This is a genomic window from Streptomyces sp. NPDC048275 (assembly GCF_040652275.1).
GTDB lineage: Bacteria > Actinomycetota > Actinomycetes > Streptomycetales > Streptomycetaceae > Streptomyces.
The window spans coordinates 14,066-29,613 of the sequence record NZ_JBEZLR010000034.1; the positions used below are offsets into that span (position 1 = coordinate 14,066).

The following is a 15,548-nucleotide window of genomic DNA, read 5'->3' on the forward strand; positions in this document are numbered from 1 at the left end:
CAGTCCTACTACGCGCGCGTGCCGTCCCGGCGCCTACGCCCACAAAGTTTGGGCAAACCAGACGCCCGCGAACGCCGCGCCGAGCCCGGCGGCCACGCTCACGATCACGTTCGCGGCGGCGTAGAACGCCGCGCCGGTTTCGGTGAGTCGCAGTGTCTCGTACGAGAACGTCGAGTACGTGGTCAGCGCGCCGCACAGGCCGGTGCCGAGGAACAGCTGAAGGTGCGAGTCCGCGGCGCCCGCGGTGACCGCGCCGGTCAGCAGGCCGAGGATCAGCGAGCCGACGACGTTGACGGCGAGGGTGCCCCAGGGGAAGACCGTGTCGTGCCTGGTCTGCACCACGCGGTCGGTCAGATAGCGAAGGGGTGCGCCGAGCATTCCGCCGACGATCACCAGCAGCCAGTTCACGCCTCTTTCCTACCTTGCCAGGGCGCGGCGGGTCGCCGTCACCGCGAGCCATACCGCCGCGAGCGCCGCGAACAGGGTCGCGGCGAGATAGGCGAGGCCGGTTCCGACGTGGCCCGCGTCGATGAGTCTCTGGATGTCGACGGCGTACGTCGAGAAGGTGGTGAAGCCGCCCAGCACACCGGTGCCGAAGAAGGGCCGCACCAGCCGGTGGGCCGCCCATACCTCGGTGATGACGACCATGAAGACGCCGATCACGGCGCAGCCGACGACATTGACCCAGAACGTGGTCCACGGGAATCCGCCCGTCTGCGTGGGCCACAGCAGCGCCGCCCCGTAGCGGGCGGTGGCGCCGATGCCGCCGCCGAGCGCGACCATCGCGACGACCGGTCCCTGGCCCTGCCACGGGGACGCGGAGCGCGCGGGCGGGCGATCGGGGTGCGGGACTGTCATGGCCGTACGTCTCCTACTCGCCGGGGCCTCGGGGGCCACACATCATCGCAAGTAGGGACCGTTGGCTGCGTCGACGCCGCGGTTCGGGTACGGCGGGCCCCACCGCCGCGCCACGATGGTGATCGCGGCCGGTCAACAGGGTAACGCCGGGGCCGGCTGCCACGCACACCGTGGACAGGGAAGCGGGTGAGCCGGCGCCTGCCGCCCGCCTCCCTGCCCAAGGAACCGAAAGGGCCCGGCTGCCTCAGCAGCCGGGCCCTCGGCTGCTCAGCGGTGGCTGAACTGGGACATGGCCGGAAGCGCCTTGTCGTCGTAGCCGAACAGCGCCTGGTTCTCCCAACCGTTGCCGGAGGCGGCGTCGGTGGGGTCCCAGCCGTTGCCGGTGACGGCGGTCCAGGTGGTCTCCCAGTAGAAGACACCGAGGCCGCGGCCGTTCGGGACGGCCTCCACGACGTTCATCACGTCGCGCAGCCAGGCGGACTGACCGGCCGTCGTGGCCGGGTACCCGGCGACCAGCTCACCGGTCGTGTCGATGATGTTGGTGAGCGAGTCCTCACTGTCGAGACGGAAGGGGTAGGCCGTCTCGGCGAGGAAGACCGGCTTGGCGTAGCGGGCGGCCGCGTCGTCCAGGGTCGTCTGGAAGTCGGCGAGCGAGCCGTGCCAGTAGCCGTAGTAGGACAGGCCGATGGCGTCGAACTTCACGCCGCCCGAGACCGCGCTGTCGAACCACCAGCGGGTGCCGGCCAGGTCGCCGCCCTTGGCGAGGTGCAGCGCCACGACGGTGGACGAGTTGACCGCCTTGACCGCGTCGTAGCCGGAGTTGAGCAGCCCGGCGAGCTGCGACCAGTTGTCGGTCGAGCCCTCGGACCAGAGCATGCCGCCGTTGATCTCGTTGCCGACCTGGACCATGTCCGCGGTGGTGCCCTGCGCCTTCAGTGCGTTCAGCACGTCGTACGTGTGGTTGTAGACGTCCGTCTTCAGCTGGCTGTAGGAGTGGCCCGCCCAGGCGGCCGGCTTGGACTGCACACCCGGGTCGGCCCAGGTGTCCGAGTAGTGGAAGTCCACCAGGAGCTTCATGCCCTGCGCCTTGACGCGCTTGGCCATGGCCAGGACGCGCGCCTTGTTGTTGTAGCCGTCCGCGGGGTTCACCCAGACCTTGAGGCGCGCGTAGTTCATACCGGAGGACTTGAGGATGGTGAGCGCGTCACCGGTGGTGCCCGAGCCCGTCTTGTAGACACCGCCGAACGCCTCGCTCTTGGCGAGGGAGGAGATGTCGGAGCCCTTGATGGCCAGGCCGGTCGAGCCGGACGTGAAGGTCAGGTCGTCGACGTTGATCCAATTGCCCGCGTTCGCATCGGAGTTGATGCTGATCGTGCACTGGTTGTTGGTCACGGCGATGGAGGTGACGATGCGGATCCAGCCGCTGCTGGAGACCGGCAGGTCGGTGCGCTGCTCGGCGCTGCCGCAGTTCTTCAGCGCCAGGTACGCGGAGTTCTGGCCGCCGCCGGACCGCACCCAGGCGGTGAGGGTGTAGTTCCCGTTCGTCAGCCCGGAGAGGTACTGGTAGGTCTCCACCTTGTAGGCGGAGGCCGAGTAGTGGCTGAGGCGGTAGCTGCCGCTGTGGCCACCGGACTCGGTGAACGAGGCGGCGTTCTGCCCGCCCGCCGAGTACGTCGACCAGCCGGTCGGCGTCGCGGTCCCGGCGCCGTTCGACTCGAAGCCACCGTTGGTGAGCGTCGAGGCGGCCTGCGCCGATGTGGCGGGGAGGGTGGTGAGAGCCAGACCTGCCATCAGCGGTATCAGCAGGGTCCGTAGGGCTCGTCTCGCGTGGAACATCGTCGTCCCTTCGACGAAGGCGGGGAGACTGGAGTTGAGGGCGGCGCCGTGCCCGAAGGCCTGCGACACGGCGCCGCCCGGACCGACCGGATGTCCCCCCGGAATCCGGCCGGGGTCTGGGGAGGGGGATGGATCAGCCGTCACGTCGAGCGGCTGACGCGTACGGCGTGCGGAGCGGCGGTTTGCGGCCGCCGCGTCCGGCGTGCGCGCCACCTCGGTACAGGGCCGAGGCGTCCGGCGTGCGGTACAGCTCGGTACAGGGCCGAGGCGCCCGGCCTGCTGTACAGCTCGGTACAAGGCCGCCGCGTCCGGCGTGCTCCTCAGCCGTCCAGGCGTACGACCCTGACGGCGCCCGCCGGCACGGACAGGCGGCCCGCGGCGCGTTCACCCGTGAACAGTTCCGTACCGGGTGTCTCCAGCGGCACCTTGGCATCGGTGCCGGTGTGGTTGACGGCGAACAGGAAGGTGCCCGACTCTCCGGTGCGGCGCACCACTTCGAGGTCGCGGGGCAGGTCGGTGCGGGGTGCGATCCGCGCGTCGTCGGACGCCCAGCCGATCAGGGCATCGAGGCCCTGGGCGCCCAGGCGGGTGGAGACGTACCAGGCCGAGCCCTCGCCGAGGCGGTGCCGGGTGACGGCCGGGCGGCCCGCGGTGAGGCCGTCGGCGTACGTCCAGACGGTCTCGGCGCCGCGCGGCACCACGAACTCGGTCCACACGTCGCCGGTGAGCTCGGAGCCGTCGGGGCCGGTGATCCGGACCCGGTCGTCCTTGAGGAGCGGCGAGAACTCCTCGACGGTCAGCCCGAGTACGTCGCGCAGGGCTCCGGGGTAGGCGCCGTCGTGCACGGCGTCGTGCTCGTCGACGATGCCGGAGAAGTACGAGACGACGAGCGTGCCACCGTTCTCGACGTACTCCTTGAGGTTGTTCCCGGCGGCCTCGGTCATCAGGTAGAGGGCGGGCACGACGACAAGGGGATAGGCCGACAAGTCGGCTTCCGGGTGGGCGAAGTCGACCGTCAGGTGGCGGTCGTACAGCGCTTCGTAGAACGCGTCGGCGCGCTCGCGCGGGTCGTGGTCCTCACTGGGGCGCCAGTCGAGGTTCTGCGCCCACCAGGAGTGCCAGTCCCACAGGACGGCGACGTCGGCGACGGTCCGGGTGCCGCGGACGGAGGTCAACGAGTCGATGGACGCACCGAGCGCGACGGCCTCGCGCCACACCCGGGAGTCGGTGCCGGCGTGCGGCAGCATCGCCGAGTGGAACTTCTCGGCGCCGCGCCGGGACTGCCGCCACTGGAAGAACATGGCGCCCTCGGAGCCGCGCGCGACATGCGCGAGGGAGTTGCGCGCCATCTGACCCGGGGCCTTCGCGGGGTTGCGGGCCTGCCAGTTGACGCCCGAGGTGGAGTGTTCGAGCAGCAGCCAGGGGGCGCCACCCGCGACGGAGCGGGTGAGGTCGGCGGCCATGGCGAGGTTGACGTGCGTGCGGCGGCCGTCGGTGATCAGGTAGTGGTCGTTGGTGACGAGGTCGACCTCGCGGCCCCAGGCCCAGTAGTCGACGGAGTCGCACTGGCTCAGGGCGGTCATGAAGTTCGTGGTGACCGGGACACCGGGGGCGAGACGGTGCAGGATGTCCCGCTCGGCGACGAAGTTCTCGCGCATGGTCTCGTCGGCGAAGCGCTTGTAGTCGAGCGCCTGGGCCGGGTTGCCGACCGTGGGCGTCACGCGCGGCGGGGTGATCTGGTCGAAGCCCGCGTAGCTCTGGCCCCAGAAGGCGGTTCCCCAGGCCTCGTTGACCGCGTCGACCGTCCCGTACGTCCGGGCGAGCCAGCGGCGGAAGTGGGCGGCGCAGGAGTCGCAGTAGCAGGCCGAGACGGGGACGCCGTACTCGTTGTGGACGTGCCACATCGCGAGCGCGGGGTGGTCGGCGTACCGGGTGGCGAGCTGCGTGGTGATGGCCGCGGCGGCGGCGCGGTAGTCGGTGTTGCTGTGGCAGATGGCGCCGCGCGAGCCGAATTCGTAGCGGGTGCCGTCGGCGGCCACGGGCAGCGCGTCGGGGTGCTCGCGGTAGAACCAGACGGGCGGGGCGACGGTCGGGGTGCCGAGATCGGCGCGGATGCCGTTCTCGTGCAGCAGGTCGAGCAGCCGGTCGAGCCAGTCGAACTCGTAGGCGCCCCGGGCGGGTTCCAGCAGCGCCCAGGAGAAGATCCCGACGCTCACCATCGTGACGCCCGCTTCGCGCATCAGCCGGACGTCCTCGTGCCAGACGCTTTCCGGCCACTGCTCGGGGTTGTAGTCCCCACCGAAGGCGAGCCTGGTGAGGCCCCTGGGGGTGGTCTCCGGCATGGATCTTCTCCCGTTGGATCGAACGTTTGGGAACGTGCACACACGGATTCAGTGGCGCGGGGCCAACATAACCGCACTGCAACAACCATTGACAAGTGTCCGGGATGTTTCTCTACTGTGAACGCTCACAGAAGCATGGCAGGTCGCCGCAGCAGGCGGGGGCCCAGCTCAGGGGAGATAGATCCATGCCAAACACGAAGCTGCGTCGCCTCGTGGCCACCTCCATCGCCGTCACGCTCGGCGCCACCGCCCTCGCGGCGTGCGGCTCGTCGGACGACGACAGCTCGGCCGAGTCGGGGCCGGCCAATCTCACCTACTGGTCCTGGACCCCCGGCATGGACAAGGTCGTCGACCTGTGGAACAAGGGGCCCGGCAAGGAGCAGCAGATCACCGTCACGGTGAAGAAGCAGGCGTCCGGCGACACGCTGGTCACCAAGATCCTCACCGCGCACAAGGCGAAGAAGGCCCCTGACCTGGTCCAGGCCGAGTACCAGGCGCTGCCGACCCTGGTCAGCAATGACGCGCTCGCCGACATAGCGGACGAGTCGAAGGACGCGGAGAACAAGTTCGCCGAGGGTGTCTGGCAGCAGACGACGCTGGGCTCGGACGCCGTGTACGCGATCCCGCAGGACATCGGGCCGATGATGTTCTACTACCGCGAGGACCTCTTCAAGAAGTACGGCCTGACGGTTCCCACGACCTGGGAGCAGTTCGCGGAGACCGCCCGCGCGCTGAAGAAGAAGGCCCCGGACACGGACCTGACCACCTTCTCCGCCAACGACTCCGGCCTCTTCGCCGGTCTCGCGCAGCAGGCCGGCGCCCAGTGGTGGACGACCTCGGGCGACAAGTGGAAGGTCGGCATCGACGACGCGGCCTCGCAGAAGGTCGCCAAGTTCTGGGGCGACCTCGTCAAGGAGGGCGCGATCGACAACCAGCCGATGTACACGCCGTCCTGGAACAAGGCGCTGAACACCGGCAAGCAGATCGCCTGGGTGAGCGCGGTCTGGGCGCCCGGCACCCTCACCACCGCGGCCCCCGACACCAAGGGCAAGTGGGCCATGGCCCCGCTGCCGCAGTGGGACGACAGCTCGGACGTCACCGGCAGCTGGGGCGGCTCGTCGACGGCCGTCACCACCGACTCGAAGCACAAGGGGGCGGCCGCGAAGTTCGCCTCCTGGCTGAACACGGACCCGGAAGCGGTGGCCGCGCTGGCGAAGGAGAGTGGCATCTACCCCGCCGTCACCACCGCGCAGACCAGTGAGGCGTTCGCCGAGCCGCCGGCGTACTTCTCCAACCAGCCGGACTTCTACACGAAGGCCGCGGAGATCGCCAAGACCACCGCGCCGTCCGCGTGGGGCCCGAACGTGAACGTCGCGTACACGACCTTCAAGGACGCCTTCGCCTCGGCCGCCAAGGACAAGTCGGACTTCGGCGCCGCTCTGAAGAAGATGCAGGACGACACGGTCGCCGACCTCAAGAAGCAGGGCTTCGGGGTCGCCGAGTGACCAGCGCACGTCGGAAGTCGTACGGGGTCAAGGGGGCCCCGTACGCTTTCCTCCTCCCCGCGACGATCCTGTTCGCCCTCTTCTTCGCGCTCCCCATCGGCTACGCCCTCTGGCTGAGCCTCCACAAGGCGCAGGTCAAGGGCCTGGGCCTGGGAGCGGGCGCGCGGTCGGAAGTCTGGGCGGGCCTGGAGAACTACCGGGACGCCCTCACCGACTCCGAGCTGCTGAGCGGCGCGCTGCGCGTGGTGGGCTACGGCGCCATCGTGGTCCCGGTGATGCTCGGCCTCGCGCTGCTGTTCGCGCTGATGCTCGACTCGGACAAGGTGCGCCTGGCGCCCTTCACCCGGCTCGCGATCTTCCTGCCGTACGCCATTCCCGGCGTCGTCTCCGCGCTTTTGTGGGGCTTCCTGTACCTCCCGGACGTCAGCCCCTTCTATTTCGTCCTGGACAAGCTGGGGATGCCACAGCCGGACCTGCTGGACGGCGGTCCGCTGTACTTCGCCCTGTCCAACATCGCGGTCTGGGGCGGCACCGGCTTCAACATGATCGTGATCTACACCTCGCTGCAGGCCATCCCGGCCGAGGTGTACGAGGCGGCGAAGCTGGACGGCGCCACCCCCCTGCAGATCGCGCTGAAGATCAAGATCCCGATGGTGGCGCCCTCGCTGGTGCTCACCTTCTTCTTCTCGATCATCGCGACGCTCCAGGTGTTCAGCGAGCCGACCACCCTCAAACCGCTCACCAACTCCGTCTCCACGACCTGGAGTCCGCTGATGAAGGTGTACCAGGACGCCTTCGGCAAGGGCGACATCTACGCGGCCGCCGCGGAGGCGGCGATCATCGCCGTCGTCACCCTCCTTGTGTCCTTCGGCTTCCTGCGGGCCGCGAACTCCCGTAACAAGCAGGAGGAAGCACGATGAGTTCTCTTGCCGTGGGCAAGGCCGCGTCGGCCGCGGGTACGACCCCCGGGACCGCCCAGCGCCCGCCCCTGCGCCACCGGATCGCCCTGGTGCCCACCCTCACGCTGCTGCTCGGCGCGATCTACTGTCTGCTGCCCGTCGCCTGGGTGGTGATCGCGGCGACCAAGTCGGGCAGTGAGCTGTTCTCGACGTTCACGTTCCTGCCGGGCTCCGGCTTCACCCAGAACGTCAAGGATCTGAGCGCCTACCGCGAGGGCGTGTACTGGAAGTGGATGGGCAACTCCGCCCTCTACGCGGGCCTCGGCGCCCTCCTGTCGACGGCTGTCTCGGCGTTCAGCGGCTACGCGCTCGCGATCTACCGCTTCCGCGGCCGGGAGACCGTCTTCGGCATCCTCATGGCGGGTGTGCTGATGCCGCCCGTGATCCTGGCGATCCCGCAGTACCTGCTGCTGGCGAAGGCGGACCTGACGGATTCCTACGCGTCCGTCCTGCTGCCGCTCGTCCTGTCGCCGTACGGCGTCTACCTCGCCCGGATCTACGCCTCCGCCGCCGTGCCCGCCGATGTGGTCGAGGCCGGACGGATGGACGGGGCGAGCGAGTTGCGGATCTTCAGCCGGATCGCGCTGCCGATGATGGTGCCCGGACTGGTGACGGTGTTCCTGTTCCAGTTCGTGGCGGTGTGGAACAACTTCCTGTTGCCGTACATCATGCTCAGCGACGACGAGAAGTTCCCGATCACGCTCGGCCTGTTCACGCTGCTGGAACAGGGCTCCAACACCCCGGCGCTGTATACGCTGGTGATCACCGGAGCGCTGCTCGCGATCATTCCGCTGATCGCGCTGTTCCTGGTCATCCAGCGTTTCTGGAGTCTCGATCTCCTCTCGGGAGCCGTAAAGTCGTGACCATGACCAACGCGGGGGGCCGGCGCAAACCGCCGACGATCCATGACGTCGCGCGAGAGGCCGGCGTGTCGCGGGGCACGGTGTCGCGGGTGCTCAACGGCGGACACTACGTGAGCCCCGCGGCACAGGAGGCGGTCAACGCCGCCATCCGCAGAACCGGCTACGTCGTGAACCGGCACGCCCGTTCGCTGATCACCGGCCGCTCCGACTCGATCGGCTTTCTGCTGACCGAGCCCCAGGAGAGGTTCTTCGAGGACCCGAACTTCAATGTCCTGCTGCGCGGCTGCACGCAGGCGCTGGCCGCGCACGACATACCTCTCCTGCTGATGCTCGCCGGCACCGAGGACGAACGGCGCCGCATAACGCGGTACATCACCGCGGGCCACGTGGACGGGGTGCTGCTGGTCTCCAGTCACTCCGGCGATCCGGTCGCCGAGCAGCTGGGCGAGGCGGGTGTGCCGCTGGTCGCCTGCGGCAAGCCCATCGGTCTGGGGTCCAAGGTGAGTTATGTCGCCGCGGACGACCGGGACGGTGCCCGCGACATGGTCAAGCACCTGGTCGCCCTCGGCCGTCGCCGGATCGGCATGGTCACGGGACCGCTCGACACCCCCGGCGGTGTCGAGCGGCTCGCGGGCTACCGTGAGGTGCTCGCCGAAGCGGGCTTCGAGGCCGACGACCGACTCGTCGCCTCCGGCGACTACAGCCGGGCGAGCGGCGAGGCGGGCGCCGAGCAGCTCCTCAAGAACGCCCCGGACATGGACGCGGTGTTCGTCGCCTCCGACCTGATGGCGCAGGGTGTGCTGGCCGCGCTGCACAAGGCCGGCCGCCGGGTCCCTCAGGACGTCGCGGTCGGCGGGTTCGACGACTCCTCGGCCGCCCTGGCCGCCCGCCCCCAGCTGACGACCATCCGGCAGCCCTACGACCGGATCAGCGCCGAGATGGTGCGGGTGCTGCTCGCACAGATCGGGGGCGAGGATCCGGCGGCCGTGATCCTGCCCACGGAACTGGTGCGGCGCGACTCCACCTGAGGCAGTGCGGGCCACGCCTGGAACGGGGGATTCTGCCGGGGCCCGAACGTGCCCGGCGGCGTCGGACTCTCGATGACCCCATGGCGCCACTGTCCGCCCGGGCACACGGCCCTTGCGTCGCCACCACTCTCGTACGCCGACACGCAGGCAGCCCCGGACGTGATCGCCATCCCCCGTGGCGACCGGTCCGGATCCGAGAAGGCACCCGGCGCTCCCCCGCCACGTAGGCGCCGGCAGGGCGACGCAATCACACTGGTTGCACTCTCAACTAATGCCGGGAGCTCTGTTACCGTGCAGATATGGCACCGAACACGGCGGATGAGGTCCGACTCGAGGACCAGTGGCGGGACATCCTGTCGGTGCACGCGCGCACGATGTGCGAGATCGACCGCGCGCTGCATCCGCACGGTCTCGGCGCCAGCGACTTCGAGGTGCTCGACATCCTCGCCTCGGGCGAGCTCACGGGCGCGGGCGAACAGTGCCGGGTGCAGGACATCGCCGATCGCGTCCATCTGAGCCAAAGTGCCCTGTCCCGCCTGATCGGCCGGCTCGAGAAGGACGGGCTGGTGGAACGCTCCATCTGCGTGGAGGACCGACGCGGGGTATCGGTCGCGCTCACCCGTAAGGGGCGCGACCTGCACACCGAGGTGCGTCCCCTGCAACGCGCTGTGCTGGCCCGCATGTTGGACGACTGACGCCCCCTCGTGTCAGCGCAGCAGATCCCGTACGGCGTCGAAGGCGGCCGTGACCGTCGCCGGGTCCGCGCCGGGGCGGGCCAGCGCGCTCATGGGGATCGGCGTGACCGGAGGTAGCGCGTCGCAGGGGGTGAGGCCGTCGGGCGCGGAGCCGACCGCGGCGAGCAGGGCCACCCCCTGGCCGGTGCGGGCGATGTCGAGGACGCCCGCCAGATAGCCCGCGTCGCCGACCACCGTCGCCGGGACGCCGTGGGCGGCGAGCGTGGCGATGGCCCGGCGCCGGATCGCGCACGGATCCTCGATGGCCACCAGCGGGACCGGAGCGGGCGCGGTGGGCGGCTCCCAGCCGGGCGTGGCGTGCCAGGTCAGAGGCAGTCCGCCGACGGGAGTGCCCTCGGTCGCGGCGGCCTCGGTGACGTACACCGCGACGTCCACGCTGCCGCGCTCCACAGCCTCGACGAGGCGGGCCGAGCGGTCGATGCGAAAGCGCACCCGGCAGCCGGGGCGCACCTCCTGGACGGCCGCGGTCAGCCGGGGCAGGAACTGGTCGGCGGCGTGCTCGGTGGAGCCGATGGTGACGGTGTCGCCGTCCACGTCGAGCAGGACGCGCACCGCCTCGTCATGGACGGCGAGGATGCGACGGGCCTGCTCCACGAGCAGCCGCCCCTCGGGCGTGAACCGCATGCCGCGCCCCTCACGTTCCACAACCGGGCGGCCGAGTGTCTTCTCCAGCCTGCGCACATGCTGGCTGACCGCGGACTGGCTCAGGGCGAGGGAGCGGGCCGCGCGGTGGAAGCCGCCGCAGTCGGCGATCGCGGTCAGGCTGCGCAGGGCCACGATGTCGAGGACAGGTTGGGGCATGCCGTGACCGTAGCCCGCATTCGGTATCGATCGCGATTGCTGATCGGTTTCGATGCGGAATCGTCGTTGGACGCGGTCGGCCACGGACCGTCATGATGAGGTCATGCTTCACACGACCGCTTCCGCTGCCTTTCTGACGCAGCGCCGAGTCATCGACTTCGGCGTGGCGAGCAGCGCGCGCTGTCGTTGATCTCCTGAGGCATTCCGCCGGCCGTCACTGACGCGCGCGGTGTGCCTTCCTCCGCCCCCCCTCTCCCCGGTCGTCCGTCGTCGTTCCTGACACGTGACACCGGGTCCTGAGCCGCGCGCTCGTACCCCCGTGTGTCCGCCCTCCCAAGGGAGTTGCCCCCTCATGCCCGCACCCGCTCCGACCTGGAACGCATCATCGTGGAACGAACCGGAAGGCCTCGCCGCGCGCGGCACGCTCATCGTGCTGGCCGGGCGCGGTGAGCACGGCGGCGTGTACGAGCGGTTCGGCCGCCGGCTCGCCTTCGACGCCTACCGCGTCCGCGCCCTCGGTGATCCGTCCGACGACCCGTCCGTGCTCGACCGGGCGGCCAAACTCCTCGCCGACGAGTCGTTGCCGGGGCCCAAGGTCCTCGTCGGTTCGGACACGGGGGCGCTGTACGCCGCCCACCTCGCCGCCGAGCGGACGGCGGGGATCGACGCGCTGATCCTCGCCGGTCTGCCCACCGGCCCCTGGACCCCGGGGAACTGGGACGCCGAGGTCGAGGCACGCACCGCCTGCCCCACCCACCAGGCGCGGCTCACCCATGACCCGGACTTCCGGCGGGGGGCGCTCGGCGAAGCGGCGGATCCGCCGGAACTCCGCCTCGACCTCGTACGGGTCCCGGTGCTCGCCCTGCACGGCGCGGACGACACGGTCAGCCCTGTCGAGCAGGCGCTGAGCGTGTACGCGGGTCACTCCGGTGTACGGACGGTGACGTTCAACGGCGGCCGTCACGACGTACTCAACGACGCCCCGCACCGCACGGCCGCAGCCACGGTCGTCCTCTTCCTGGAGCGGCTGCGCCTCTCCCCCGAGCTCCCCCTGATCGCCGAGGGCCTCGCATGACCGCCGCCCAGGTGACCACCACCGTCGCCGAACTCGACGCCCTGCTGCGCTCCGACGCCCCGCCCGTGCTCCTGGACGTCCGCTGGGCGCTGGGCGATCCGCACGGCCGCGCCCACTATGCGGACGGGCACATTCCCGGTGCGGTGTACGTCGATCTGGACACGGAGCTGGCCGCGGGGCCGAGCCCGGAAGGCGGGCGGCATCCACTGCCGGATCCGGCCGACCTGCAGGCGGCGGCCCAGCGTTGGGGCATCGGCGAGGACCGGTCCGTCGTGGTGTACGACGACCTGGGCAACACAGCCGCGGCACGGGCATGGTGGCTTCTGCGCCATGCGGGTGTCGCTCACGTGACGCTGCTCGACGGGGCGTTGGGGGCCTGGCGGTCGGCGGGACTGCCGCTGGAATCCGGCGTACCCGCGGATCCGCCACCCGGTGATGTCGTACTGCGGCCGGGCGGGTTGCCCGTCACGGACGCGGACGGAGCGGCCGAACTCGCCTCCTCCGGACTGCTGTTGGACGCCCGCGCCGCCGAGCGGTACCGCGGTGAAGTGGAGCCGGTGGACCCACGCGCGGGTCATGTCCCGGGTGCCGTGTCCGCGCCGACCGGGGAGAATCTCGCGGCCGACGGGACGTTCCTGTCGCCCGAGGAGCTGCGCAAGAGGTTCGCCGGCAAGGGCGCGGACAACGGCACCCGCATCGGCGTCTACTGCGGCTCCGGCGTCACCGCCGCCCACCAGATCGCCGCACTGGCCCTCGCGGGTTTCGAGGCCACGCTCTTCCCCGGTTCCTGGTCCGCCTGGTCCGCCGATCCCGCCCGCCCCGCCGCGACCGGCCCCGAGCCGTCCTGAGGCGACGCGAGAGGAATGCTCTGACATGACGACGAAACCGCTCGGTGCGACGGCCCCCGTGCTGTCCCGCGCCGAGACCGACACCCCCACCACCCCTGCTCCACAAACCGCCCCCCGCGTCACCCTGCGCGGCGCCGCCCGCACCGCCCGCCGCCGCACCGTGCCCCGTTCCGTGCGCCGCGCCGCCGGCCCCGTGGGCCTCGTACTCCTCTGGTTCGTGACCTCGGCCATCGGCGTTCTCCCCGAGTCCGTCCTCGCCTCACCCGTGGACGTCCTGCGCCAGGCCGTCGACCTGACGAAGAGCGGTGAACTGCCCAGCGCCATCGCCGCGTCGGGCCGCCGGGCCGCCACCGGGTTCCTCATCGGCGCGACGGTCGCGCTCGCCCTGTCCCTGCTGGCGGGGCTGTTCCGGCTCGGCGAGGACGTCATCGACTCCTCGATGGGCATGTTCCGGGCGATCCCCTGGGTGGGGCTGATCCCCCTGTTCATCGTCTGGTTCGGGATCGAGGAGACCCCCAAGGTCGCCCTGGTCGCGCTCGGCGTGACGTATCCGCTGTACTTCAACATCTACGGCGGCATCCGCTCCACCGACGCCCAACTCGTCGAGGCCGCAAGGATGATGGGGCTCGGCGGGCTCGGCCTGATCCGGTACGTGATCCTGCCGAGCGCACTCCCGGGGGCACTCGTGGGCCTGCGGTACGCCCTCTCCACCGCCTGGCTCGCCCTCGTCTTCGCCGAGCAGATCAACGCCGACGCCGGGCTCGGCTATCTGATGAGCAACGCCCAGCAGTACTTCCGCACGGACATCATCGTGCTCTGCCTCGCCGTGTACGCGCTGCTCGGCCTCGCCTGCGACTTCGCCGTACGGATCCTCTCGCGCCGCCTGCTGAGCTGGCGCGCCAACTTCGAGGGCGAGGCGTAACCGATGGCCGGGAACATGACCGGGAACATCACCGACAGCGTGGAGATCCGCGGGCTTTCGCGGGCCTTCGACGGCAACACGGTCCTGCACGACCTCGACCTCGACATCCGTTCGGGCGAGTTCGTGGCCCTGCTCGGGCACAGCGGCTGCGGCAAGTCGACGCTGCTGCGGATCCTCGCCGGGCTCGACGACGAGATCGGCGGCGAGGTGACCGTGCCCGCGCGGCGCAGCGCCGCGTTCCAGTCGCCGCGGCTGCTGCCCTGGCTGAAGGTGTGGCGCAACGTCGTCCTCGGGCTGCCCGGACGGCCGGACCGGGCGCTCGCCCAGCGGGCCCTGGAGGAGGTGGGCATCGCGGAACGCGCGCTGGTCTGGCCGAAGACCCTTTCCGGCGGGCAGGCACAGCGCGTCTCACTCGCCCGCGCTCTCGTCCGCGAGCCCGAACTCCTGCTGCTGGACGAGCCGTTCGGCGCCCTGGACGCGCTCACCCGGGGCAAGGTGCAGCAGCTGGTAGCCGAGCTGTGGCAGCGGCACGGCTGCGCGATCCTCCTGGTCACGCATGACGTGGAGGAGGCGCTGCTGCTCGCCGACCGCGTGCTGGTGATGGACGAGGGGCGCATCGCCCACGACCTCACCGTCGGCCTGCCCCGCCCCCGCGAGCTGACCTCGCCGGAGTTCGTCACCCTCCGCGCCCGCCTCCTCGGCTGGCTCGGCGTCACCCCCGCACCCGCCCTCTCCCCCACCCACACCTCGGCCAACGCCAAGGCCCTTGAAGGGAACCCCTCGTGATACGCAGATTCGCCGCCGCCGCGCTGAGCCTCTCCGCCCTGCTGGCGCTCACCGGCTGCGGCGCCGACTCCGCCGCGGACACAGCGGGGAGCCAGGACCAGGTCACCCTGACCATCGGCGACCAGGCCAAGACCCTCCAGACGATCTTCGCCGCCTCCGACGCGCTCAAGGGCGCCGAGTACAAGGTGAAGTGGGCGGAGTTCGAGGGCGCGGCCCCGCTCTACCAGGCCGTGCAGGCGGGCGCCGCCGACACCTCGTACTCCGCCGACCTGCCCGCGCTCCAGGCGCTCAGTGGCGGCGTGAAGTTCAAGAACGTGGCCGCCCTCAAGAACGACGGCAAGCACACCGGGATCATCGTCTCCAAGGACTCTGACGTGAAGAGCGTCAAGGATCTCAAGGGCAAGAAGGTCGTGGTGTCCTCGGCGAAGGGCAGCATCGCCGAGTATCTGCTCGCCAACGTGCTCCAGCAGAACGGCCTCTCCTACTCGGACGTCACGGTGCAGTACCTGCTGCCGACCGACGCGCAGGCCGCCTTCTCCTCCGGGAAGATCGAGGTCTGGGCGACTTTCGGGGTCTACCAGGCCGTCGGTCTGCAGCAGGGCGGCCGGCTGCTCGTCGACGGTGCCGACGGGCGCATCAGCGGGTACGGCTTCATCGGCGCCTCCGAGAAGGCGCTCGCGAGCCCCGCGAAGAAGGCCGCGCTCGGCGACTTCCTCGAGCGGCTCGGTACGGCCCTGGACTGGACGAGCACGCACCAGGACGCGTACGCCACCGCGATCGAGCAGCGCAACGGCGCCGACCCCGCCATCGCGAAGACGCTCGCCTCCGCCGCGTACAGCAAGGTCCTGCCGATCACGTCCGAAGTGAACGGCACGGTCCAGGACGTGGCCGACCTTATGCACGGCATCGGTGTTCTCGACCCGAACGTCGACGTGACGAAGTCGGCCGACGCGTCCGTCCTCAAGTGACC

15 protein-coding genes are annotated in these 15,548 nt (G+C 70.4%); 10 read left to right on the top strand and 5 right to left on the bottom strand.

Features of this window, described 5'->3' with window-relative positions; all coding sequences use genetic code 11:
• Nucleotides 1-33: 33 nt before the first annotated feature.
• The 4 genes from crcB (AB0D57_RS21170) to AB0D57_RS21185 all read right to left on the bottom strand — a co-directional run bounded on the left by crcB (AB0D57_RS21170) (nucleotide 34) and on the right by AB0D57_RS21185 (nucleotide 5,036).
• Nucleotides 34-408 carry a fluoride efflux transporter CrcB gene (gene crcB / locus AB0D57_RS21170; RefSeq protein WP_362074846.1) on the bottom strand — a complete coding sequence of 125 codons (375 nt, stop codon included), beginning with the start codon at nucleotides 406-408 and terminating at the stop codon, nucleotides 34-36.
• Nucleotides 409-417: 9 nt separating this feature from the next.
• Nucleotides 418-858: a fluoride efflux transporter CrcB gene (gene crcB, locus AB0D57_RS21175; protein ID WP_362074849.1), complete on the bottom strand. Its 441-nt coding sequence runs from the start codon at nucleotides 856-858 to the stop codon at nucleotides 418-420.
• 267 nt (nucleotides 859-1,125) lie between these two features.
• Complete coding sequence (locus tag AB0D57_RS21180) at nucleotides 1,126-2,694, bottom strand: arabinogalactan endo-1,4-beta-galactosidase (protein ID WP_362075012.1); 1,569 nt, start codon at nucleotides 2,692-2,694, stop codon at nucleotides 1,126-1,128.
• Nucleotides 2,695-3,014: 320 nt separating this feature from the next.
• Nucleotides 3,015-5,036, bottom strand: a complete 2,022-nt coding sequence (locus tag AB0D57_RS21185; protein WP_362074852.1) for a beta-galactosidase — start codon at nucleotides 5,034-5,036, stop codon at nucleotides 3,015-3,017.
• A gap of 185 nt (nucleotides 5,037-5,221) precedes the next feature.
• Here AB0D57_RS21185 and AB0D57_RS21190 point away from each other — a divergent pair, with 185 nt between their 5' ends.
• From AB0D57_RS21190 to AB0D57_RS21210, 5 genes are all read left to right on the top strand, one after another.
• On the top strand, nucleotides 5,222-6,541 hold the full coding sequence (locus tag AB0D57_RS21190) for an extracellular solute-binding protein (RefSeq protein WP_362074855.1): 1,320 nt from the start codon (nucleotides 5,222-5,224) through the stop codon (nucleotides 6,539-6,541).
• Nucleotides 6,538-7,461 (top strand): sugar ABC transporter permease, encoded by a 924-nt coding sequence (locus tag AB0D57_RS21195; protein WP_362074858.1) that lies wholly within the window; start codon nucleotides 6,538-6,540, stop codon nucleotides 7,459-7,461. The genes AB0D57_RS21190 and AB0D57_RS21195 overlap by 4 nt, the downstream gene beginning before the upstream one ends.
• A complete protein-coding gene (locus tag AB0D57_RS21200; protein WP_362074861.1) occupies nucleotides 7,458-8,363 on the top strand; it encodes a carbohydrate ABC transporter permease in 906 nt (301 codons plus the stop codon). The genes AB0D57_RS21195 and AB0D57_RS21200 overlap by 4 nt, the downstream gene beginning before the upstream one ends.
• Nucleotides 8,360-9,391 (top strand): LacI family DNA-binding transcriptional regulator, encoded by a 1,032-nt coding sequence (locus AB0D57_RS21205; RefSeq protein WP_362074864.1) that lies wholly within the window; start codon nucleotides 8,360-8,362, stop codon nucleotides 9,389-9,391. Before AB0D57_RS21200 ends, AB0D57_RS21205 begins: the two co-directional genes overlap by 4 nt.
• 299 nt (nucleotides 9,392-9,690) lie before the next feature.
• Entirely contained in the window at nucleotides 9,691-10,086 is a 396-nt protein-coding gene (locus AB0D57_RS21210) for a MarR family transcriptional regulator (RefSeq protein ID WP_362074867.1), read from the top strand.
• A 12-nt stretch (nucleotides 10,087-10,098) separates the two neighbouring features.
• Here AB0D57_RS21210 and AB0D57_RS21215 read toward each other — a convergent pair whose 3' ends face one another.
• On the bottom strand, nucleotides 10,099-10,947 hold the full coding sequence (locus AB0D57_RS21215; protein WP_362074870.1) for a LysR family transcriptional regulator: 849 nt from the start codon (nucleotides 10,945-10,947) through the stop codon (nucleotides 10,099-10,101).
• A gap of 352 nt (nucleotides 10,948-11,299) precedes the next feature.
• Here AB0D57_RS21215 and AB0D57_RS21220 point away from each other — a divergent pair, with 352 nt between their 5' ends.
• The 5 genes from AB0D57_RS21220 to AB0D57_RS21240 are packed head-to-tail and all read left to right on the top strand — an operon-like array spanning nucleotide 11,300 to nucleotide 15,546.
• Nucleotides 11,300-12,022 (top strand): lysophospholipase, encoded by a 723-nt coding sequence (locus AB0D57_RS21220; RefSeq protein WP_362074873.1) that lies wholly within the window; start codon nucleotides 11,300-11,302, stop codon nucleotides 12,020-12,022.
• Nucleotides 12,019-12,870: a sulfurtransferase gene (locus AB0D57_RS21225; RefSeq protein WP_362074876.1), complete on the top strand. Its 852-nt coding sequence runs from the start codon at nucleotides 12,019-12,021 to the stop codon at nucleotides 12,868-12,870. The genes AB0D57_RS21220 and AB0D57_RS21225 overlap by 4 nt, the downstream gene beginning before the upstream one ends.
• Nucleotides 12,871-12,895: 25 nt before the next feature.
• On the top strand, nucleotides 12,896-13,792 hold the full coding sequence (locus tag AB0D57_RS21230; protein WP_362074879.1) for an ABC transporter permease: 897 nt from the start codon (nucleotides 12,896-12,898) through the stop codon (nucleotides 13,790-13,792).
• 3 nt (nucleotides 13,793-13,795) lie between these two features.
• Nucleotides 13,796-14,578 carry an ABC transporter ATP-binding protein gene (locus AB0D57_RS21235; RefSeq protein ID WP_362074882.1) on the top strand — a complete coding sequence of 261 codons (783 nt, stop codon included), beginning with the start codon at nucleotides 13,796-13,798 and terminating at the stop codon, nucleotides 14,576-14,578.
• Nucleotides 14,575-15,546 (top strand): ABC transporter substrate-binding protein, encoded by a 972-nt coding sequence (locus AB0D57_RS21240; protein WP_362074885.1) that lies wholly within the window; start codon nucleotides 14,575-14,577, stop codon nucleotides 15,544-15,546. The genes AB0D57_RS21235 and AB0D57_RS21240 overlap by 4 nt, the downstream gene beginning before the upstream one ends.
• Nucleotides 15,547-15,548 lie beyond the last annotated feature (2 nt).